This is a genomic window from Brevundimonas sp. (assembly GCF_036676055.1).
In the GTDB taxonomy this organism is placed as follows: Bacteria; Pseudomonadota; Alphaproteobacteria; order Caulobacterales; family Caulobacteraceae; genus Brevundimonas.
The window spans coordinates 1-21,007 of record NZ_JAKFDS010000055.1 but is presented as its reverse complement, the minus strand read 5'-3'; the positions used below and the strand labels follow the sequence as shown (position 1 = coordinate 21,007).

The window sequence follows — 21,007 nt, the reverse complement described above, 5'->3', positions numbered from 1 at the left end:
CCTGCCGACTCCGCCCCCCGTTGTTCCGGATTTCACCCGGGTGGAACCCGGCCGCCCGCTACGGCCGCGGAACCAGCCGCCACATCCTGAGCGGATGACGCACCGCCCCGGCCTCCTCGCCGGCCGCCGCGCCGCGTCCCACGTAGAGGTCGGCCCGCACCGGACCCCGGATGGCCGAGCCGGTGTCCAGCGCCACGACCAGCCCCTGATAGCTGCCCCGGGCGCCCGTCAGGTTCCCGCCGTCGGCGTGAATCCAGACGAGGTCGCCATAGCGCCAGTGCGTCGGATCGACGGCGATGGCGCGCCGGGCGGGCAGGGGGATTCCCGCCGCCCCGTTCGGATCGCCGCCGTCGTCGGGGGCGAGGCTGAAGAAGATGTAGCGCGGGTTCAGCGCCATCACCGCCCGCGCCTCCGCCCCCCGATGCGCCGCCAGCCAGGCCCGGATGGCCTCGCCCGAGGTTCCGTTCGGCGGCAGCAGACCCTGCTCCGCCATCGGCCGGGCGATCCCGGTGAAGGGCCGGCCGTTGTCGGCGGCGTAGGCGGCCCGCGCCTTCGATCCATCGGCGAAGGTCAGATAGCCCGAGCCCTGGATCTGCATGAAGAACAGGTCCTCGGCGCGCATCCACGCCAGCGGGGCCGCGCCCGAGGCCGCCGCCGGGTCCGCCTCGATGCGGGCCCGCTCCGGCAGGACCTGACCACGCGACCAGCCGGGGGGCGGAGCCAGCACCGGCATGTCGAACTCGGCGTCGGGGCTGCGCCGGGCGGCGTATTCAGGCGCGAAATAGGCCGTCAGCAGACCGGGCCCGCCGTCCGCCGTCTCCGCCGCGACCACCGAGAAGCCGCTCTCGAAAAACGCCCGGGCCAGTGACGGCGTCACCGGCTTCGAGGTGCGCCGCAGCTGCTGCGCCCGCTCACACTGGGTCCGTCCCGCTGGATCGCGGGCCGCGCGGCAGCCGTCGGTCCAGGCGTCAAAGGCGGCTAGGTGATCCTCATGGTTCCAGCCGGGCAGGGCGGCGGGGCTCAGGCCTGCCGACGGCGCAGGCGCAACGGGTCCGGGAACCGGCGGCGCAGGCGTCGGCCGGGTCGGAGCGACCGGGCCCCGCGGCGTGGCGCAGGCCGCCAGCGCGAGCATCAGGGCCAGCGCCCCCGCGCGCATCGTCGCCCCGGGGCCGGACCCGCGGCGCCCGTTCCTCATGCGGCGGCGGGCTCGGTGCGGGCCAGCAGCCAGTTGGGGTCGCTGGCGCCCAGGGTCCGCTCGAAGGTCCAGACCTCGGCCACCCGGCGCTCCTCGACCTGTTCCTCAGCGGCCGGATCGGCCGACTTCACCCGGTTGCGCAACTCGGCCAGGAAACGGACCTTGGCGATCGCACGGTTCTCCTCGGCGGTGGCCGTCTCCAGGTCCGCCCGGGCCGGGTGCAGGAACTCGGCCTCCTCGGTCTCGCCCCGCGCCTCGCGGGCGGCGATGCCGGCCTCGAACGAGGCCATGACATGCGGGGTCAGCAGCGGCTTCAGGGTCTCGCGGTCGCCCGAGGCGTAGGCGCGGACGATGGTCTCATGGGCCTGGCGCGCGCCTTCGAGGAAGCGGACCGGGTCGAAATTGGGGTCGCGCGCCTTCAGGCCGGCGATGGAGGCCAGGGTGACGGCGTCCAGCGCGCTGGGACGGCCGGCGGCGCCTTCGGCGGCGGGGGCCGGCGCGGGCGGCTGGGCCCGGGCGTCCTCCTCGGGCTGCCGCCCGACCTTCTTGCCCAGCACATTATAGAGCTGGAACAGCACGATGGCCGCGATCACGGCGAAGATGACGATCTGGACCTGGACCGGCACGGGCATTCCCTGACTGGCGCCCATTGAACGCAGGGCGCGGCGAAACGACGATTAGGGGCTGATATGGGGGCGCGCAAGGCGAACGGCTCCCCCGCTCTCCTGCGGCGGATCGCCCGGATCGCCGCGGCGGCGGCGTTCCCCGCCGGGCGAGCGTCGTTGCCGCAAGCGGCGCTGCATGGTAGTCGCCGCGCCTTCCGGGCCGGACCGCCGCGCCCCTCACGCCATTCCAGACAAGACCGACCCGCCATGACCGACGCCGCTCCGCCCGCCGACGCCAACACCGCCGCGCCCGTTCCGAACGGCGCCGAGGCCCCCGCCGGCCCGGGCTTCCGCATTCTGGCCCAGTACGTTCGCGACCTGTCGTTCGAGAACCCCAAGGCCCCGGACTCGCTGCGCCTCGACGGCAAGCCGGCCATCGACCTCGGCGTCGAGATGAACGCCCAGGGCCGCAAGGACGGCCTGTTCGAGGTCGAGCTGCGGTTGACCGTCAAGGCCTCGACCGACGCCATGACCGTGTTCAACGTCGAACTGCTCTACGGCGGCCTGTTCGCCCTGCACGGCGTGGCCGAGCAGGACATCGAGCCGATGCTGCTGATCGAGTGCCCGCGCTACCTGTTCCCGTTCGCGCGCGAGATCATCGCCCGCGCCACCTCGGACGGCGGCTTCTATCCGCCCTTCATGCTCGACCCGATCGACTTCGCCGCCATCTACATGTCGCGCCAGCAGCAGATCGCCCGCGGCCCGGCCGAAACCGCCCAGGCCTGAGGTCAGGGCGGCTCAGGCCGCCTCCACGTCCAGACCGTAGGCCGCCCACAGCGAGTGGTCCTTCAGGGTCTCACGCAGGAAGGCCAGGTGCGCCGCCTGCTCGGCCTCGGTCGAGCGCGGCGCCAGCGGCCGCGGGCGCGGTCCATATCCGCCCGACGCAGCGGCCGCGGCGGCGGTGGTGACCGTCCGCGCCGCCGTCAGGTCCAGCCGCCGCTCCTTGCCGCCCTTCAGCTCCAGATAGACCTCGGCCAGCAGCCGGGCGTCGATCAGGGCTCCGTGCAGGGTACGCTCGACCAGGCTGATCTTGAACCGCTTGCACAGGGCGTCGAGCGAATTGGCCATGCCCGGAAACCGGCTCTGGGCCAGTTTCAGCGTATCGATCCAGCGCGTCTCCTCCAGCAGCGGATGGCCGCACAGGCCGCACTCGTGGTCGATGAAGGAGCGGTCGAAGGCGGCGTTGTGGGCGATCACCGGCGCGTCGCCGATGAATTCCATCAGCTCCCCCACCACCTCGTGGAATCGCGGCGCCCCTTTCACCTTCTCGTCCGTGATGCCGTGCACCCGGATGGCGTCGGGCGGGATCAGCCGCTCCGGATAGACGAGGGTGTGATACATCCGCCCGGTCGGCAGCAGGTCCTCGATCTCGATACAGCCGACCTCGATCAGCCGGTCGCCCGTCTTCGGATCAAAGCCAGTGGTTTCGGTGTCGAGAACGATTTCGCGGGCCATCCCCCTTATTGAATCGCTTCGCCGTCGGGCGAAAGCCCGCGCCGGGGCGAAGTCCACCCCGGAGCCAGAACCGTCCCCACGATTTCCCGCACCTGCGCCTGCGCCGCCTCCAGCCCCTGGCCGGTGTCGACGATGAAGTCCGCCCGCCGGCGCTTCTCGGCGTCAGGCGTCTGCCGCGCCAAAATGGCCTCGAACCGCTCCCGGGTCATGCCGCGCCGGGCCAGCACCCGCTCCGCCTGGACCTCCGGATCGGCGGTGACCACCACCACCGCGTCCACCGCCGCGTCGCCCCCGGTCTCGAACAGCAGGGGGATATCCAGCACCGCCAGCCGCACGCCGCGCCGCTCCGCCCCGGCCAGATCCTCCAGCCGCCCCTGCAGCACCAACGGATGGACGATCGCCTCCAGCCGCCGGAACGCCTCATCGTCCTGCCCCAGCGCCCCCACCAGCCGGATCCGGTCCACGGCCCCATCGACCACCACGCCGGGAAAGGCCTCGCCCACCGGCCCGACCGCGGCCCCGCCCCGGGCGTAGAGCCGGTGCACCGCCTCGTCGGCGTTCCACACCAGCGCGCCCTCTTCGGCGAACATCTCTGCCGTCGTCGTCTTGCCCATGCCGATGGAGCCGGTCAGGCCGAGTACGATCATTCGGTCTCTCCAAGGGCGGCGAGGGCCAGGACGCGAACATCCACCGGGGGCGGGTCCATGCCGAACAGGGCCCGGAACGAAGGCCGCGCCTGACCGATCAACATGGCCAGACCGTCGACCGTGGTCAGGCCCCGCGCCCGCCCGGCGGCTAGAAAGGAGGTCAGCAACGGCCGGTAGGTCATGTCCATCAGCACCGCGTCCCGACGGAGGGCCCCGATGTCGAGCCCAGGCGGGACGCTCAACGCATTGACCACCAGCGCCGCCTTCGTCTCCGCATCCGGCCCGGCCACCCGGACCCCGAGATCGGCAGCCAGCACCCGGGCCCGCTCCGCCGACCGGTTGAGGACGCCGACGTCAGCGCCAGCCGCCGTCAAGGCCGCCGCCGCCGCCCGCGCCGCGCCGCCGGCGCCGAGGATCAGGACGGACTGGCCCGCGACATCCAGCTCCGGCGCCTGTTCGGCCAGCGCCGCCATCAGACCTTCACCGTCAGTGCTGTCGGCCGAGATCCGACCACGCTCAAACACCAGCAGATTGGCCGAGCCGCACAGCCGCGCCGACGCGCTGACCTCGTCCGCCAGCGCCAGCGCCGCGGCCTTGAACGGCGCGGTCACATTCAGCCCTCGCAGCCCCCTCGCGCGGCCTTCGGCGACCAGGGCGGCGAATCCGGCTTCGTCCTCCGGCCCGAAGGCGCGATAGTCCGCGTCCAGTCCCGCGGCCGCGATCCACGCCCGGTGGATCAACGGGCTCAGCGAATGTCCGATCGGCTGACCCGCGACGCCCGCGATCACCGTCATTCCGCCAGCACTCCGGCGCGGCGCAGTTCCGCCAGCACAGGCCACAGCGGCAGGCCGAGCACGGTGAAATAGTCGCCGTCGACCGCTTCGAACAGCTGCGAGCCCATCCCCTCGAGCCTGTAGGAGCCGACCGACCCAAGGACCGCCTCGCCCTCGGACGCCAGATAGGCCTCAAGGAAGGCGTCCGAAAAGACGCGCATCCGCATCGCCGCCGTGTCGACGCCGGACCAGACCACCTGACCGTTGCGAGCCAGAGCCGCGCCAGAGTGCAGATGATGGCTTTGTCCGCGCAGGGCTGACAGCTGGGCCCGGGCGGCGGCGATCGAGGGAGCCTTGGACACCAGTCCGCCGGCGAAGGCCAAGGTCTGGTCGGCTCCCAAGACCCAGGCGTCCGGATCATGGCGCGACACCGCCAAAGCCTTCACCCGGGCGAGCTCGGCCGCCAGCCCTGCGGCGTCGCCCGGATCATGCGTCGCCTTGACCGCGTCCTCGTCCACATCGGCGACCTGGACCGAAAAGGGCACGCCCGCGCCTTCCAGCATGGCTCGCCGCGCCGCGCTCTTCGACGCCAGGATCAATCGCTCGCCGCTCACCAGCTGGTCCCCACGCGATGGGTGCGGCGCTCGTTCAGAACGTTGATGATCGCCGCCGCCGTCTCCTCGACCGACCGCCGCGTCACGTCGATGACCGGCCAGCCGCGGCGTTCGAAGGCCCGGCGCGCCTTGACCGTCTCCTCGCGCACCGCCTCGTGGTCGGTGTAGGACGAGGCCCGGCCGGCGTTGAGGCCATCCAGCCGGTTCCGGCGGATCTGCACCAGTCGGTCCGGCGAGACCGTCAGGCCGATGACCAGCGGGTTCTTCAGCCCGACCAGTCGCTCTCCGTCCTCCTGACCCGGCACCAGCGGCACATTGGCGGCGCGGATGCCGCGGTGGGCCAGATAGATGCAGGTCGGCGTCTTGGAGGTCCGGCTGACGCCGCACAGGACCACGTCGGCGCTCTCCAGCTGCTCGGTCGTGCCCTGGCCGTCATCATGAGCCATGGCGTAGTCGAGCGCCGCGATGCGGTTGAAATAGTCGGTGTCGAGCGCGTGCTGGGCCCCCACCCGCGTCGAAAGCGCCGCGCCGAGGTAGCGCGACAGGGCGCCGACCAGCGGGTCCAGCGCCGCGATCTGCGGCATGTCCAGCCGCCGGCAGCCGTCCTCCAGCTGCTCGCGCAACTCACGGTCGACCAGGGTATGCAGCACGACGCCGGGCGAGGCGGCGATCTCCTCCAGCACCCGGTCCATCTGTTTGGCGGAGCGGACGAGGGCGTAGATGTGCTCGATCGGGATCACCCCGTCGAAGCGGGCCACGACCGCCTTGGCCATGGCGTTCAGGGTTTCGCCGGTCGAGTCCGAGACCAGATGGACGTGGAAATATGTCGCCAGACGCGAGGCGCCGGAGGCACGGGCGGGACTCACGGTGCTGGCCTCGGGGACGCGCCGCTCATGGGGACGGACTCATCGGAAGCTGTCCATGACGACGAGACTCCTGTGGACGGGGTCGGGCGCCGATCACCCTGACCGGTGCGTCGATCTCTATAGCCGGGCCGACGGAAGGCGGCGAGCGGGGATCAAGGTGGACGGCGCCCCCGCCCATCGGGCGAGTCATCCCGCGCCGTCGGCGGCGCTCGCGATCGGGTGTGGACAACCTTAACAAATCCTTAACGGCGCCCGGCTCGTCGCCTCTGTTCTCCACGGGCGGTGTCAGACAGATCAAGGGCTTGCGCCGGTTGTCCCCGCTTTCACCAACCCGGTGGGCGTCGGTGGAAGACCGTCGGAACCCGCTGCGGATAAGCGCGGCAAACCGGCCAGATGGGCCTCTGTTATCCCCGCCATCCCCCGCCCTGCCTTCTTCCACCATTCTTCTTCGAATCTCTTTCATTGAAGGAAGGGGGGTGCGACATCGGCCTGGGCTTGAGCGAGACAGGGCCCCCCGGTAAGCCCGAGATCAGATGACCGTTTCCGACACCCCGCTGCTGCTCAAGGTTCTCGCCGGCCAGGCGACCGGGCGTCCACCCGTGTGGTTCATGCGCCAGGCGGGACGCTATCTGCCCGAGTACCGGGCGCTCAGGGCGACAACGCCGGATTTCATCTCTTTCTGCCTCGACCCCGAAAAAGCCGCTGAGGCCACGCTGCAGCCGATGCGACGCTTCGGCTTCGACGCGGCCATCGTGTTCGCCGATATCCTGCTGATCCCCCGGGCCCTCGGCCAGGAGGTGTGGTTCGAGGCAGGGGAGGGGCCTCGGCTCGGAGCCCTGCCACCGGTGGAGACGATGCGGGCGCTGGCCTCCGGCGCCGGCGAGGCGTTGAAACAGGTGGGCCAGACCCTGTCGATCGTCAGGGGCGAACTCGAGCCGCACCGCGCGTTGATCGGTTTCGCCGGAGCGCCCTGGACGGTGGCTACCTACATGCTGGACGGCGAGGCCCGGACCATCGGCAAGGGCGAGCGCGCCCAGGCCCGGACCTACGCCTATGCCGAACCCGACAAGGTTGCGGCCCTGCTGGAGGTGCTGGTCGAGGCCACGGCCCACTATCTGAAGATGCAGGCCGACGCCGGGGCGCAAGTGCTGAAGATCTTCGAGAGCTGGGCCGAGGGCCTGCCCGACGACCTGTTCGAAACCCTCGTCCTGAAGCCGCACCAGGCGCTGGTGAAGCGGGTCCGGGAGCTGGGGGTGACCGTGCCTCTGATCGGCTTCCCGCGCGGCTCGGCGGCGTTGGCGGAACGTTACGCCACCGAATGTGACGTGCAGGCCGTGGCGCTGGATACGGCTTGTCCGCTGGCGGTCGGGCGCCGGGTTCAGGCCGTCAAGCCGATCCAGGGCGCTCTCGACCCGCTGCTGTTACGCGCCGGCGGCCCGCTGCTCGATCGCCGCGTGGACCAGTTGCTCGAGGCTTGGGGGCAGGGGCCGTGGATCTTCAACCTCGGCCACGGCATCCTTCCCGACGTGCCGATGGCTCACGTCGAGCAGGTGCTGAAGCGGATCGGCGCCCAATGAGGACGCTCACCGGCCGCCGCATCGCCGTTGTCCTGTTCAATCTTGGCGGACCGGACGACCAGGCGTCGGTGAAGCCCTTCCTGTTCAACCTGTTCAACGACCCCGCCATCATCGGATTGCCGGGGATCGCCCGCACACCGCTGGCCCGGCTGATCTCCAGCCGTCGCGAGAAATCGGCCCAAGCCAACTATGCCTTGATGGGCGGGGGATCGCCGCTGTTGCCCGAAACGCGCAGACAGGCTGACGCGCTGGAGGCGGCTCTGGCGCAGAGGCTTCCCGACGACGAGGTGCGGGCCTTCATCGCCATGCGCTACTGGTCGCCGCTGACGGAAGAGGCGGCTGCCGAGGTCGAGGCCTTTGGTCCCGACGAAATCGTCCTGCTGCCGCTGTATCCCCAGTTCTCGACCACCACGACCGAGTCCTCGCTGAAGCGCTGGCACGCCGTTTACGCGGGCCCTGGCGAGAGCCGCACCATCTGTTGCTGGCCTGAGGCCTATGGCTGGGTCGAAGCCCAGGCCGAGGCGATCGGCCGCAAGCTGGACGAGGCCGGAGACGAGCCGGTCCGGGTGCTGTTTTCGGCCCACGGCATCCCGGAGTCGCTGATCAGCCGCAAGGGCGATCCGTATCAGGAACAGGTGGAAAGCACGGTCGCAGCCGTTGTGGCGAAACTGGAAGCCCTGGGCCGGCCGGTTGATCACGCTCTCTGCTACCAGAGCCGGGTCGGGCCGATGAAGTGGCTCGGCCCCTCGACTCCGGAGGCATTGGAACAGGCCGCCGCCGACGGCGTGGGCGCCGTGGTCGTGCCGATCGCCTTCGTCTCCGAGCACGTCGAGACCCTCGTCGAGCTCGACATCGAATACGGTGAGCTGGCCCACAAACTCGGGGTTGAGCCCTATCTGAGGGTCCCTGCGGTCGGGACATCGGCGTCGTTCATCAACGCCCTGGCGGAGGCCGCGCTGCATGGATTGTCGCGCACCGGCGTCGCGCCCTACGGTCCCGGGTGCCGCGGGGACTGGAAGGCCTGTCCCTGTCAGGCGGAGAACCGGGCGGCATGAGTTTCGAGACGTTCAACGTCGTGCGCGGCCTGCACATCCTGGCGGTGATCGCCTGGATGGCCGGGATGCTGTTCCTGCCCCGGCTCTACGCCTACGATGCCGAACAGTCGGGCAAGCCGGAGCCCCTGCGCGCCGAAATGCAGGGCCTCCTGCGCATCTGGCAGCGCCGCCTGCTCAAGATCATCATCAATCCGTCGATGACCGCCGCCTGGGTCTTCGGCGTCTGGATGATCCTCATTCATGTCTACGGCTTCGGGCAGGGGTGGATCTTCCTCGCCGAGCCGTGGATGGCGACCAAGCTTGTCGCCGTCACTGCTCTCAGCGGCTGGCACGGGTTCCTGGCGGGAGAGTTCAGGCGCATCCAGGCCGGGACCTCGACCCGTTCCGGCCGCTTCTGGCGCATGACCAACGAGATCCCCTTCCTGATCGCCATCGTCGCCGTGCTGTCGGTGACGGTCGAATGGACCCTCGGCTGATCGCCAGCGCTTGACCTTGCCGGCCCGGCGTGGTTTCGCTGGTCGCGAACCGATCCTGGCCCAGGGCTTTCGCCTTCCGGACGGTCCCTCTCTTACAGCGACGCCTGCCGGATCGACCCTGCGGGACCCACGCCGCCCTCCCTGCCGGCCCCCCGGGCCAACATCGCCAGCCGCCCGGCCCCGCTGCAGCGGGCGTCCTTGCGCGCACGCCTGAAGAAGATTTCCCATGACCGACGTCCGCGACACCGATCCCACCGCTCCCGAGGCCGAGACCCTCGAAGGCGACCTGCCGACCAATGAGGTCGCCGCCGCCGACCTGCCGATGGTCGATCAGGAGGCTGATGAAGACGAGGACGACGGCGAGCCGATCGTCCCCAACGGCCGCATCACCCTTGCCGAGCTGAACGAGAAGACGCCGGCCGACCTGGTCGCCTTCGCCGAGGGCCTCGAGGTCGAGAACGCCTCGAACCTGCGCAAGCAGGACCTGCTGTTCGCCATCCTCAAGGCCTTGGCTGACGAAGAAGTCGAGATCATCGCCGACGGCGTGCTGGAGATCCTGCCGGACGGCTTCGGCTTCCTGCGCAGCCCGGACGCAAACTATCTTCCGGGTCCGGACGATGTCTACGTCTCGCCCTCGCAGATCCGCCGCTTCGGCCTGCGCTCGGGCGACACCATCCATGGCGCCGTGCGCGGCCCGCGCGAGGGCGAGCGCTATTTCGCCCTGCTCAAGGTCGATACGATCAATCTCGAAGACCCCGAGATGGTCAAGACCAAGGTCCTGTTCGACAACCTGACCCCGCTCTATCCCGAAGAGCGGCTGCACATGGAAATTCAGGACCCGACGCTGAAGGACCGCTCTGGCCGGGTCATCGACATCGTCGCGCCGCTCGGCAAGGGCCAGCGCTGCCTGATCGTGGCCCCGCCGCGGGTCGGCAAGACGGTGATGCTGCAGAATATCGCCAAGTCGATCGAGAAGAATCACCCCGAGGTCTTCCTGATCGTCCTCCTGATCGACGAACGGCCGGAAGAAGTCACCGACATGCAGCGGACGGTGAAGGGGGAGGTCATCGCCTCGACCTTCGACGAGCCGGCCACCCGCCACGTCGCCGTCGCCGAAATGGTGATCGAAAAGGCCAAACGCCTGGTCGAGCACAAGAAGGATGTCGTCATCCTGCTCGACTCCATCACCCGCCTCGGCCGCGCCTACAACGCCACCGTTCCCTCGTCGGGCAAGGTCCTGACCGGCGGCGTCGACGCCAACGCCCTGCAGCGGCCCAAGCGCTTCTTCGGCGCTGCGCGGAATGTGGAGCAGGGCGGCTCGCTGACCATCATCGCTACCGCCCTGATCGACACCGGCTCACGGATGGACGAGGTGATCTTCGAAGAGTTCAAGGGCACCGGCAACTCCGAGATCGTGCTGGACCGCAAGGTCGCCGACAAGCGCATCTTCCCGGCGATCGACGTGCTCAAGTCCGGCACCCGCAAGGAAGAGCTGACCACGCCGAAGGACCAGCTGGCCAAGACCTACGTCCTGCGCCGCATCCTCAACCCGATGGGCCCGCAGGACGCGATCGAGTTCCTCATCGACAAGCTGCGGCAGTCGAAGAACAATGCGGACTTCTTCCAGTCGATGAACACCTGACGGCGGGATGGCCGCTGTTTCACGTGAAACAGGAGCGGGGCGATGAAGGTCAATATCGAGATCGAGTGCGAGCCGGCCGAGGCGCGGGCCTTTCTCGGCCTTCCCAACGTCGAGCCGCTGAACGACCATCTCGTCGCCGAGATGAAGCGGCGCATGGACGAGAACATGGCCGCCATGCAGCCGGATGAGCTGATGAAGACCTGGACCAGTTTCGGCCTTCAGGCCCAGGACCAGTTCCGCAAGCTGATGGAAGCGGCGACCAAGCCGTGACGCCGCGTCTCCGCTCCGCGCCATGACCGACACCATCTTCGCCCTGGCCACGCCGCCGGGGCGCGGGGCCATCGCCATTCTCCGCCTGTCCGGACCGCACACCGATGCGGCGCTGGCCAGCCTCGGCGCCGGTGGTCTGAAGCCGCGCCTGGCGTCGCTTCGTGATCTCGTCCTTGATGGGCGGGCGCTCGATCAGGCCCTCGTGCTCCGCTTTCCTGGCCCGAAATCCTACACCGGCGAGGACTGCGCCGAGCTGCACATTCACGGCGGACGGGCGGTGGTCGAGGCCGTCAGCGACGCCCTCGTAACGCTGGGCCTTCGCCCGGCGGAGCCCGGCGAGTTCACCCGCCGCGCCTTCGAGAATGGCCGCATGGATCTGGCCCAGGCCGAGGCCGTCGCGGACCTGATCGACGCCGAGACCACGGCCCAGGCGGCCCAGGCTCTGGGGCAGCTCGACGGAGCCCTGTCCCAGACCTACTCCGGCTTCCGCCGTGACCTGCTCAAGGCCCTGGCCCTGGTCGAGGCCGAGATCGATTTTCCCGACGAGGAGGTGCCGGACAATCTGGCCCGCACGGCCGGGCCTGTACTGGACGGTCTGATCGCCGATTTGAAGACGGCGCTGGCGGACGCCCGACGGGGCGAGCGGGTGCGCGAGGGCTACCGCATCGTCCTGATTGGTGAGACCAACGCCGGCAAGTCGTCGCTCTTCAACGCCCTCGTGGCGCGTGAGGCGGCCATCGTCACCCCCATCGCCGGCACCACGCGGGATGTGCTCGACGCCGACCTCATCATCGGGGGCTATGCGGTGACCCTGGCGGACACCGCCGGCTTGCGAGACAGCGACGACCCGATCGAGGCCGAAGGAGTCCGCCGCGCCCGGGCGCGGGCGGAGCAGGCGGAGCTGAGGCTGTGGGTCCGGGCGCCGGAGGATCCGGATGGCCCTGCGGCGGCCTATGCGCGCCCTGACGATCTGGTGGTCCTGACCAAGGCGGATATCGGCCGGGTGGACCTGCCGGCCGATCATGAGGCGCTGGTTGTCAGCACGAAGACCGGTGAAGGCCTCCCCGCCCTGCACGACTGGCTGGCGGCGAGACTGGCGCGTGACCTGTCGGGCGCGGACTTCCCGGCGGTCACCCGCGAGAGGCACCGCCGCCGGCTGACCGAGGCCCTGGCGGCTGTCGAGGCCGGGCGCCGGGCGCTCGACGTCGCCCCCGAAATGGCCGGTGATGATTTGCGTCGGGCCGCCGACAGTCTGGCCCGGGTCACCGGCGCCATCGGCGTCGAGGACATTCTGGGCGAGGTGTTCTCGACCTTCTGCATCGGGAAGTGAGTTTCACGTGAAACACCGCCCGCGTCCCGGTAGCGAAAGCGCCGGCTTTCCCCTATGTCCCCGGCCATGAAGCGTTTCGACGTCATCGTCATCGGGGGAGGCCACGCCGGCTGTGAGGCCGCGGCCGCGTCCGCGCGCGCCGGGGCGGCCACCCTGCTGCTGACCCAGAAGCTCGAGACCATCGGCGAGATGTCCTGTAACCCCGCCATCGGCGGTCTGGGCAAGGGTCATCTGGTGCGCGAGATCGACGCCATGGATGGCCTGATGGGCCGGCTGGGCGATGTCTCCGGCATCCAGTTCCGCCTGCTCAACCGCTCCAAGGGTGCGGCGGTGCAGGGTCCGCGCAGCCAGATCGACCGTCGCCTGTACCGCGAGGCCATGCAGGCCGAACTGTCCGCGACCCCGAACCTGACCCTGATGGCCGGAACGGCCGAGAGCCTGATCCTGGAGGGGGACCGTGTCGTCGGGGTGGCGACGGGGGAGGGGACCGAACTGCGGGCCGGCGCGGTCGTGCTGACGACCGGCACCTTCCTCAACGGCGTCATCCACAAGGGCGACCAGCGCATCCCCGCCGGCCGTCACGGAGAAGCCCCGTCGACCGGACTGGCCGCCGATCTCTATGGCGCCGGCCTGTCCATGGGCCGGCTCAAGACGGGCACGCCGGCGCGGCTGGACGGGCGCACCATCGCCTGGGACCGGCTGGAGATGCAGGCGGCCGACGACGAACCTGTGCCGTTCAGCTTCCTGACCGACCGCATCGACGTGCCGCAGATCGCCTGCGGCGTGACCCACACGACCGAGGCGACCCACCGCATCATCGCCGACAACCTCGGCGACAGCGCCGTCTACGGCGGCCACCTGTCCGGCCGCGGGCCCCGCTACTGCCCCTCGATCGAGGACAAGGTCGTGCGCTTCGCCGACAAGACCTCGCACCAGATCTTCCTCGAGCCGGAAGGCCTCGATGATCCGACGGTCTATCCGAACGGCATCTCGACCTCGGTGTCCGACTCGACCCAGGCCGCCTTCCTGCGCACCATCCCGGGTCTTGAAGCCGTCGAGGTGTTCCGCTTCGGCTACGCCATCGAATACGACTACGTCGACCCGCGCGAGCTGACGCCGGCGCTGGAGGTCAAGAAACGGCGCGGACTGTATCTGGCCGGCCAGATCAACGGCACCACGGGCTACGAGGAGGCGGGGGCCCAGGGTCTCCTCGCCGGGCTGAACGCCGCCCGCGCCGCCGCCGGATCGGACCCGGTCATCCTCGGCCGGGACCAGGCCTATATCGGCGTGATGATCGACGATCTGGTCACACGCGGGGTGACCGAGCCCTACCGGATGTTCACCAGCCGGGCCGAGTACAGATTGACGCTGCGGGCCGACAACGCCGACCAGCGCCTGACGCCGATCGCCATGGCCGCCGGACTGGTTTCCGCGGAAAGGCGGGTGGCGTTCGAAGCCAAGACGGCCCTTCTTAATGAAGCGGCGGCGCTGGTGCGCGGGACCACCTATACGCCGAAGGAAGCCGGGGCGCTGGGCGTGGCGGTCAATTCCGACGGGCAGCGCCGCTCGATCCGCGATCTGCTGGCCTTCCCGGGCGTCGACCTGAATACCTTCGAGGCGGTCCATCCCGCCATCGCCGCCTGGCCGCGTCAGGTGCGCGAGCAGATCGAGATCGATGCAAGCTACGCCGGTTATCTGGATCGCCAGGCTTCGGACGCCGAAGCCCTGCGCCGGGAGGAGGCCCTGGCCATACCGCAGGACCTCGATTATGCCGCCATCGGCAGCCTGTCGAACGAGGTGCGGGAGAAACTGACCCTCGTCCAGCCGCGCACCTTGGGGCAGGCGGGCCGGATCGAGGGCATGACCCCCGGCGCCCTGACGGCCCTGCTGTCGCACGTGAAGCGGACCCGGGTGACCGCGTGAGGGAAGCCAGCGCCGACCTTCTCCTCCCCATGCAATGGGGAGGGGGACCGCGAAGCGGTGGAGGGGCTCTGTCCGTCTCTGCCGCTGGCAGCCCCTCCGTCACGCCGCTGACGCGGCGTGCCACCTCCCCATTTCATGGGGAGGATACCGGAGAATGACCCCCACAGAGTTCCAGGCCCTGACCGGCGCAACGTCGGACCAGATCGCGGATCTCGAGACCTTCATCGGCCGGCTGGCCGAGGCCAACGCCGTGATGAATCTGATCGGGCCAGACACGCTGCCGGATGTGTGGAACCGCCATATCTGGGACTCGGCCCAGCTGCTGGAGCTGGCGCCGGATTCCCGCACCTGGGCTGATCTCGGGGCGGGGGCCGGGTTTCCCGGCGTGGTGCTGGCGATCCTGCTGAAGGGCCGGCCAGACGCCCATGTCTGGTTGATTGACAGCCTCGGCAAGCGCTGCCGCTTCCTGCAGGAAGTCGTCGAGGGGCTCAGCCTGCCGGCCACGGTGATCAACGGCCGGGCCGAGGAGCAGAGGCTCAAGGTCGACGTCGTGACCGCCCGCGCCGTTGCGCCGATGGAGAAGCTGCTCGGCTATGCACAGCCTTATCTACAGCGCGGCGCACAGGGGCTGTTTCTCAAGGGGGAAAAGGCCGAGGCTGAGTTGATCGAAGCCCGCAAGGTCTGGCATTTCGAGAGCAGCCTTTCCGTCTCGCGCAGCGACCCGCGCGGACGTATCGTTTCCGTCCGGAGCCTCCGCCGTGTCCATAGCCGGTAAGACGCGCGTCCTCGCCGTTTCCAACCAGAAGGGCGGCGTCGGTAAGACGACCACGGCGATCAACCTCGGCACCGCCCTCGCGGCGATCGGCGAGAAGGTCCTGATCGTTGACATGGACCCGCAGGGCAATGCGTCGACCGGCCTCGGTGTTCCACGTGAAACACGGCGGGTGACCATCTACGACGTCATCGTCGACGGCCGCTCCGTCGATGATTCCGCCGTCCCGACGGCGGTGCCCGGCCTGCACATCATTCCGGCCGACGCCGACATGTCGGGGGTCGAGATCGAGCTCAGCCAGGCCGACCGGCGCTCGTTCCGCCTGCGCGACGCGCTCGCGGGGCAGGGCTCCGAGGGTCAGGCCCGGTATGACTATGTGCTGATCGACTGCCCGCCGTCTCTGAACCTTCTGACCCTCAACGCCATGGCCGCCGCCGACGCGGTGCTGGTGCCGCTGCAGTGCGAATTCTTCGCGCTGGAGGGCCTCACCCAGCTGATGAAGACCATCGAAATGGTTCGGCAGAGCCTGAACCCGACGCTGGAGATCCAGGGCCTTGTGCTGACCATGTACGACCGCCGCAACGCCCTGTCGGGGCAGGTGGCGGCCGATGTGCGCTCGCATTTCGGCGACAAGGTCTATGAGGCTGTGATTCCGCGCAATGTGCGGGTGTCCGAGGCGCCGTCATTCGGCAAGCCGGCCCTGATCTACGACCTCAAATGCGCCGGCAGCCAGGCCTATCTGCGCCTCGCCCGCGAGGTGGTGGCGCGCGAGAAGACGCGGCGGCTGCAGGCCGCCTGATGCAAAGAACAGAATGGGATCAGTCAGTTGAGTGAACGTCAGCGCGGCCTCGGCCGGGGATTGTCGGCCCTTCTGGGAGAGCAGGCGGGCGAAGCTGTGCCGGTGGACGGCTCGGCGGCCCCGGCCGGGGTGCGCATGGCGCCGATCGAGTCCCTGAAGCCCAATCCGGATCAGCCGCGCAAGATTTTCGGCCAGGCCGAGCTGTCCGAACTGGCCGAGTCGATCCGCGACAAGGGGGTGCTGCAGCCCATCCTCGTCCGGCCGCACCCCAGGGAAGACGGGGTCTGGCAGATTGTCGCCGGCGAGCGTCGCTGGCGCGCGTCGCAGCTCGCCCGACTGTCGCAGGTGCCCGTCATCGTCCGCGAAATGGACGACGTTGCGGTGTTCGAGGTCGCCATCATCGAGAACGTCCAGCGGGCTGATCTCAATCCGCTGGAGGAGGCCGACGCCTATCGCCTGCTGATGGAGCGGTTCGGACGGACCCAGGACGCCGTCGCCGGCGTGGTCGGCAAGAGCCGCAGCCATGTGGCCAACACCCTGCGCCTGCTTCAATTGCCGGAGGAGGTGCTGTGGTACGTGCGGACCGGCAAGATGAGCGCGGGCCACGCCCGGGCCCTGATCACGGCGCCGAATCCGGCCGAGCTGGCCGAGCAGATCGTCAGGGAAGGTCTGAACGTCCGTCAGGCCGAGGCGGTGGCGCGACGCGCGGCCGAGGGTCCGAAACCGGTCAAGGCCAAGGCTCGTGCGGGCGCTGCGGCGGGGGAGGGCGGCGCCGACATCGCGGCGCTGGAACAGGATCTGACCGACGCCCTCGGCCTGCAGGTGTCGCTGGTCGACCGCGGCGGCAAGGGTGAGCTGACCCTGCGCTACGGCACTCTGGAGCAGCTGGACGACCTTTGCCGGCGCCTGATGCGGGGCTGAGACCAGTTCATGCTAGGGTGACGGCATGACCGAGAAACCGAGCAATCCGACCGCTGAAGCGATGAAGAAGGCCCTCGCCGCCAAGAAGGCGGGCGGCGGCCCGTCCCACAGCGGTCTGGAAGGCGGCGCCCGGGCCGAGCAGAAGGCCCAGCAGACCCGCAATCTGGCCCTGTCCAAGCCGGCCTTCCGCAAGGCCTCGAAGCGGGGCTAGAGCCCTAACCGGCGAGCGCGGGCCGAAATTTCCAGCAGCAGCCGTTCGGCGATCAGCTGGTCGGGCGAGCCGGTGGTCTTGGTGGCGATGTCGGCGGCGTTGACGCTGTCCAGCACCTTGTCGAGGTCCTCGAGCCGCCAGCTGCGCGCCTGACGCAGCATTTCCGCCTCCTGTTTCCAGAACACGCCAGCCGACTTGGCGGCCTCCTTGGCGCCCGCGCCATTGGCCTGCAGCACATTGATGCGGCGCAGCTTGCCGAGGTGGATCGAGGCCTGGCGCACAGCCATTACCGGCGATTCTCCCTCGGCCAGGGCCCGGCGCAGGCCCGACTGGGCCGGGGCGGGGCGGCCGCCGAAGGCCTGAAGAGCGGCGTCCTGAAGCGAGGCGTCGGGCTCGACGCCGAGGTGCGCTTCCAGCTCGGCGACGTCGATAGTCTGGCCCGAGCCGGGGCCGATGTAGAGCACCAGCCGCTCGATCTCCTGCCGCATCAGGCCGCGTTCGCGGGGCAGGCGGGCGACGAACCGGTCCAGCGCGTCCTGGGTCAGTCCGACCTTGTCGGCGGCGAGGGCCTCGCGGGTCATCCGGGCCACGTCGCCGGTCTCGTCCTCGTAGCAGGCGATGGCGACGGCGGCCGGCGCCGCCTCCGCCGCCTTGCGCAGCGCCGAGTCGCGACCCAGGGCCCCGGCCTCGATGACCAGCATGGCGTCCGGGTTGTAGGCGCCGTCGGCGTGGGCCTTCAGCGCCGCGGCCAGCATCTTGTCGATCGACGCCTTCTCCGACCCGAGCCGCACCCGCACCAGCCGCCGCCCCCCGATCATCGACAGGGCGGTCAGCGCCTCCTCGAGACGGGCCTCGTCGCCGTCAATGTCGCTGTCAGTCAGGACGGTGACGTTGAAGGGGTCGTTGAGGTCCGGGGTGATGGCGCAGCACAGCTGGGCGGCGCGCTCGGCCACGCCCGAGCGGTCCTTGCCGTGGATGACGGCGGCGCGCACCGACGGGTCCGGCGCCTTGAGGAAGCGATCGACCTCGGGCCGCTTCGCCAGGATCATCGGACGGCGGTCATGGCTGGTCCGGCAGGGCCTGCATCAGGTCCAGCCGGATCTGGCGCGCCAGCTCGGCGGCGGCGCGCTCCTCGCCGTCCTGCTGGGCGGCGATGGCGGCGTAGGGCTGATCGGCGGCGGCGTAGGTGGTGGTCACCGTCTCGACACCCGACAGCGGCAGGCCGCCCCCGACGGGGGTCAGGGTCCAGGCGCCGCGGACGGTCAGCTCATAACGGGTGGCGGTGTCGTCGATGCGGCGGCCGAGCGGGCGGCGGGACTGTTCGACCGTGGTCTGCAGCCGCCACAGCGGGGCCTGGGCGGCGTCGCGGCCGAGTGCGTCCTCGAGCTGTTCGCGAAGCCGGTAGCCGAGGCGATCATCCTGGGTGGAGACGGCGATGCGCGACAGGCTGGAGCCCACGCCCGCGTCGCCGTAGAGGGGGGTGAAACCGCAGCCGGCGAGCGTCAGTCCCGCCAGCGCGACAAGGCCGGCCCGCGCCGGGCGCATCAGCCGACCACCAGATTGACGATGCGATCCTTGACCACCACGATCTTCCTCACCGTCTGACCCTCCAGCCGCGCCTGCACGTCCGCGTCGGCGAGGACGATGGCCTCGACCTCGGCCGGCTCGAGGCCTCGGGCGACGCGGATTTCGCCGCGGCGCTTGCCGTTGACCTGGATCGGCAGGGTGACCTCGTCGTCGGCCGCCAGCGCCGGGTCGTACTCGGGCCACGGCGCGTCGAGGATCATCCCCGCTTCGCCCAGCCGCGTCCAGCCTTCCTCGGCCAGGTGCGGCGTGAACGGCGCGACCAGCCGCAGCAGGGCCGACAGCGCCTGCCGTCGCGCCGCGCCGCCCGCCTGGCCATGGTCCCGCACCGTGGCCACGAAGGCGTAGAGCTTGGCGATGGCCGAGTTGAAGCGGAAGCCGGCGATGCCCTCGGACACAGCCTTGATGGCCTTGTGCGTCTCGCGGACGAGCGAGGCGTTGGCCTGGTCCTCGCCGGCGAAGTCGGGATCGAAGCCATCGACCTCGGCCCAGACCCGCTGGACGAAGCGGCTGGCGCCCTCGACGCCGCCCGGGGTCCATTGCACGTCCCGCTCGGGCGGGCTGTCGGAGAGGACGAACAGGCGGCCGGCGTCGACGCCATAGGTGTCGACGATCTCTTGCGGGGCGACGACGTTCTTCTTCGACTTCGACATCTTCTCGATGTCGCCGATCGTCAGGGTTTCGCCGGTCGAGAGCTGGCGGGCCGAACGCTTGCCGCCGTCATGGAGCAGTTCGACGTCGGTGGGCTCGACCCAGGCCCCGTCGGCGCGGCGGTAGGTCTCGTGGACGACCATGCCCTGGGTGAACAGGCCGGCGAAGGGCTCCTTCACGCTCATCAGGCCGGCGTCCGACAGGGCGCGGGAGATGAAGCGGGCGTAGAGCAGGTGCAGCACGGCGTGCTCGACGCCGCCGATATACTGGTCGACCGGCAGCCATCTGTCGGCGGCCGTCCGGGAGATCGGCTCCTCGGCCGTCGGATCGGTGAAGCGGGCGAAATACCAGCTGGAGTCGACGAAGGTGTCGAGGGTGTCCGTCTCGCGCGTCGCATCACCGTGACACGACGGACATTTGACGTGTTTCCACGTCGGGTGCCGGTCCAGCGGATTGCCGGGCGTGTCGAAGGTCACGTCGCGGGGCAGCTCGACCGGAAGGTCGGCGGCCGGGACCGCGCCGCAGGACGGGCAGTGGATGATGGGGATCGGGCAGCCCCAGTAGCGCTGGCGGCTGACGCCCCAGTCCCGCAGGCGGTAGATCGTCGCGCCCTCGCCCTGGCCCGCCGCCTCGATCCGGGCGATGGCCGCCGCCTTGGCCGCCTCGATCTCCATCCCGTCGAGGAAGTCGGACTGGAACAGGGTTCCGGGTCCGGTGTAAGCCTCTGTTCCGACAGCGAAATCATCTCCCGATCCGTCAGGTCTCACGACCGAGACGACAGGCAGGTCATATTTGCGCGCAAAGTCGAGATCGCGCTGGTCGTGGGCCGGGCAGCCGAAGATCGCGCCCGTGCCGTACTCCGAGAGGATGAAGTTGGCGATCCACACCGAAACCTCGCGGCCGTCGAACGGGTGCAGAACTTTCAGCCCCGTGTCGAAGCCGATCTTTTCGGCTTGTTCGATCTCGGCCTGGGTCGAGCCGCCCTTGCGGCACTCGGCCACGAAGGCGGCGGCGTCGGGGTTGGTTTCGGCCAGGGCGCGGGCGATCGGATGGTCCGGCGCTATGCCCATAAACGACGCGCCGAACAGGGTGTCCGGACGGGTGGTGTAGATCTCCAGCCCTTCCGGCGCGGCTTCGGGCGCGGGCCCGGCCCAGCGCCAGGTCATCTGCAGCCCCTTGGAACGGCCGATCCAGTTCTCCTGCATCAGCCGGACCTTGTCGGGCCAGCGGCCTTCGAGTTCCTTCAGTCCTTCGATCAGATCGTCGGCGTAGTCGGTGATGCGCAGGAACCACTGGTTCAGCTTGCGCTTCTCGACGATCGCGCCGGAGCGCCAGCCGCGGCCGTCGACGACCTGCTCATTGGCCAGGACGGTGTTGTCGACCGGGTCCCAGTTGACCACCGAGTCCTTGCGATAGACGAGACCCCGCTTGAACAGTTCGAGGAACCACGCCTGCTGCTTGCCGTAATAGGCCGGGTCGCAGGTGGCGAACTCGCGCGACCAGTCCAGCGACAGGCCCAGCAGCTTCAGCTGGTCGCGCATGGCGGCGATGTTGGACCAGGTCCAGTCGCCGGGATGGACG

22 protein-coding genes are annotated in these 21,007 nt (G+C 69.7%); 12 read left to right on the top strand and 10 right to left on the bottom strand.

Features of this window, described 5'->3' with window-relative positions; all coding sequences use genetic code 11:
- Window positions 1–58: 58 nt before the first annotated feature.
- Window positions 59–1,156: an MltA domain-containing protein gene (locus V6M45_RS09350; RefSeq protein WP_332655772.1), complete on the bottom strand. Its 1,098-nt coding sequence runs from the start codon at window positions 1,154–1,156 to the stop codon at window positions 59–61.
- Between the two features lie 35 nt (window positions 1,157–1,191).
- Window positions 1,192–1,827, bottom strand: a complete 636-nt coding sequence (timA, locus tag V6M45_RS09345) for a TIM44-related membrane protein TimA (RefSeq protein ID WP_332655770.1) — start codon at window positions 1,825–1,827, stop codon at window positions 1,192–1,194.
- Between the two features lie 240 nt (window positions 1,828–2,067).
- Between timA and secB the strand changes: the two genes are divergently transcribed.
- Window positions 2,068–2,586 carry a protein-export chaperone SecB gene (gene secB, locus V6M45_RS09340; RefSeq protein WP_332655768.1) on the top strand — a complete coding sequence of 173 codons (519 nt, stop codon included), beginning with the start codon at window positions 2,068–2,070 and terminating at the stop codon, window positions 2,584–2,586.
- 12 nt (window positions 2,587–2,598) lie between these two features.
- On the opposite strand, the gene dnaQ is transcribed toward secB, so the two are convergent.
- Genes dnaQ through V6M45_RS09315 form a run of 5 tightly spaced genes read right to left on the bottom strand, consistent with a single transcriptional unit; the run spans window position 2,599 to window position 6,215 of the window.
- On the bottom strand, window positions 2,599–3,315 hold the full coding sequence (gene dnaQ / locus V6M45_RS09335; RefSeq protein WP_332655766.1) for a DNA polymerase III subunit epsilon: 717 nt from the start codon (window positions 3,313–3,315) through the stop codon (window positions 2,599–2,601).
- 5 nt (window positions 3,316–3,320) lie between these two features.
- Window positions 3,321–3,962, bottom strand: a complete 642-nt coding sequence (gene coaE, locus V6M45_RS09330; protein WP_332655764.1) for a dephospho-CoA kinase — start codon at window positions 3,960–3,962, stop codon at window positions 3,321–3,323.
- A complete protein-coding gene (locus V6M45_RS09325; protein ID WP_332655762.1) occupies window positions 3,959–4,756 on the bottom strand; it encodes a shikimate dehydrogenase family protein in 798 nt (265 codons plus the stop codon). The genes coaE and V6M45_RS09325 overlap by 4 nt, the downstream gene beginning before the upstream one ends.
- Entirely contained in the window at window positions 4,753–5,298 is a 546-nt protein-coding gene (locus V6M45_RS09320; RefSeq protein ID WP_442880574.1) for a Maf family protein, read from the bottom strand. Before V6M45_RS09320 ends, V6M45_RS09325 begins: the two co-directional genes overlap by 4 nt.
- Window positions 5,299–5,345: 47 nt before the next feature.
- Window positions 5,346–6,215, bottom strand: a complete 870-nt coding sequence (locus V6M45_RS09315) for a pyruvate, water dikinase regulatory protein (protein ID WP_332655758.1) — start codon at window positions 6,213–6,215, stop codon at window positions 5,346–5,348.
- Window positions 6,216–6,748: 533 nt separating this feature from the next.
- Between V6M45_RS09315 and hemE the strand changes: the two genes are divergently transcribed.
- The 11 genes from hemE (at window position 6,749) to V6M45_RS09260 (ending at window position 17,191) form a co-directional block, all read left to right on the top strand.
- Window positions 6,749–7,792 (top strand): uroporphyrinogen decarboxylase, encoded by a 1,044-nt coding sequence (gene hemE, locus V6M45_RS09310; RefSeq protein ID WP_332655756.1) that lies wholly within the window; start codon window positions 6,749–6,751, stop codon window positions 7,790–7,792.
- Window positions 7,789–8,847, top strand: coding sequence for a ferrochelatase (gene hemH / locus V6M45_RS09305; protein WP_332655754.1), 1,059 nt, complete (start codon window positions 7,789–7,791; stop codon window positions 8,845–8,847). The genes hemE and hemH overlap by 4 nt, the downstream gene beginning before the upstream one ends.
- Window positions 8,844–9,323 carry a CopD family protein gene (locus tag V6M45_RS09300; protein ID WP_332655752.1) on the top strand — a complete coding sequence of 160 codons (480 nt, stop codon included), beginning with the start codon at window positions 8,844–8,846 and terminating at the stop codon, window positions 9,321–9,323. Before hemH ends, V6M45_RS09300 begins: the two co-directional genes overlap by 4 nt.
- Before the next feature lie 226 nt (window positions 9,324–9,549).
- The gene (gene rho / locus V6M45_RS09295) at window positions 9,550–10,965 is read left to right on the top strand and encodes a transcription termination factor Rho (RefSeq protein WP_332655750.1); all 1,416 of its coding nucleotides are present in this window, start codon (window positions 9,550–9,552) and stop codon (window positions 10,963–10,965) included.
- A 42-nt stretch (window positions 10,966–11,007) separates the two neighbouring features.
- On the top strand, window positions 11,008–11,235 hold the full coding sequence (locus tag V6M45_RS09290) for a DUF6489 family protein (protein WP_332655748.1): 228 nt from the start codon (window positions 11,008–11,010) through the stop codon (window positions 11,233–11,235).
- Window positions 11,236–11,257: 22 nt separating this feature from the next.
- Complete coding sequence (gene mnmE, locus V6M45_RS09285) at window positions 11,258–12,565, top strand: tRNA uridine-5-carboxymethylaminomethyl(34) synthesis GTPase MnmE (RefSeq protein WP_332655746.1); 1,308 nt, start codon at window positions 11,258–11,260, stop codon at window positions 12,563–12,565.
- Window positions 12,566–12,631: 66 nt separating this feature from the next.
- On the top strand, window positions 12,632–14,488 hold the full coding sequence (mnmG, locus tag V6M45_RS09280; protein WP_332655744.1) for a tRNA uridine-5-carboxymethylaminomethyl(34) synthesis enzyme MnmG: 1,857 nt from the start codon (window positions 12,632–12,634) through the stop codon (window positions 14,486–14,488).
- Between the two features lie 154 nt (window positions 14,489–14,642).
- Complete coding sequence (rsmG, locus tag V6M45_RS09275) at window positions 14,643–15,263, top strand: 16S rRNA (guanine(527)-N(7))-methyltransferase RsmG (protein WP_332655742.1); 621 nt, start codon at window positions 14,643–14,645, stop codon at window positions 15,261–15,263.
- Window positions 15,253–16,059, top strand: coding sequence for a ParA family protein (locus tag V6M45_RS09270; RefSeq protein ID WP_332655943.1), 807 nt, complete (start codon window positions 15,253–15,255; stop codon window positions 16,057–16,059). The genes rsmG and V6M45_RS09270 overlap by 11 nt, the downstream gene beginning before the upstream one ends.
- A 27-nt stretch (window positions 16,060–16,086) precedes the next feature.
- Window positions 16,087–16,980, top strand: a complete 894-nt coding sequence (locus tag V6M45_RS09265) for a ParB/RepB/Spo0J family partition protein (protein WP_332655740.1) — start codon at window positions 16,087–16,089, stop codon at window positions 16,978–16,980.
- Between the two features lie 25 nt (window positions 16,981–17,005).
- On the top strand, window positions 17,006–17,191 hold the full coding sequence (locus V6M45_RS09260) for a hypothetical protein (RefSeq protein ID WP_332655738.1): 186 nt from the start codon (window positions 17,006–17,008) through the stop codon (window positions 17,189–17,191).
- On the opposite strand, the gene holA is transcribed toward V6M45_RS09260, so the two are convergent.
- The 3 genes from holA to leuS all read right to left on the bottom strand — a co-directional run.
- Window positions 17,188–18,240, bottom strand: coding sequence for a DNA polymerase III subunit delta (gene holA / locus V6M45_RS09255; protein WP_332655736.1), 1,053 nt, complete (start codon window positions 18,238–18,240; stop codon window positions 17,188–17,190). The two genes, V6M45_RS09260 and holA, sit on opposite strands and share 4 nt — an antisense overlap.
- Before the next feature lie 10 nt (window positions 18,241–18,250).
- Window positions 18,251–18,736 carry an LPS assembly lipoprotein LptE gene (gene lptE / locus V6M45_RS09250; RefSeq protein ID WP_332655734.1) on the bottom strand — a complete coding sequence of 162 codons (486 nt, stop codon included), beginning with the start codon at window positions 18,734–18,736 and terminating at the stop codon, window positions 18,251–18,253.
- A partial coding sequence (gene leuS, locus V6M45_RS09245) for a leucine--tRNA ligase (protein ID WP_332655732.1) occupies window positions 18,736–21,007 on the bottom strand: 2,272 nt, incomplete at its 5' end. The genes leuS and lptE, both read right to left, overlap by 1 nt.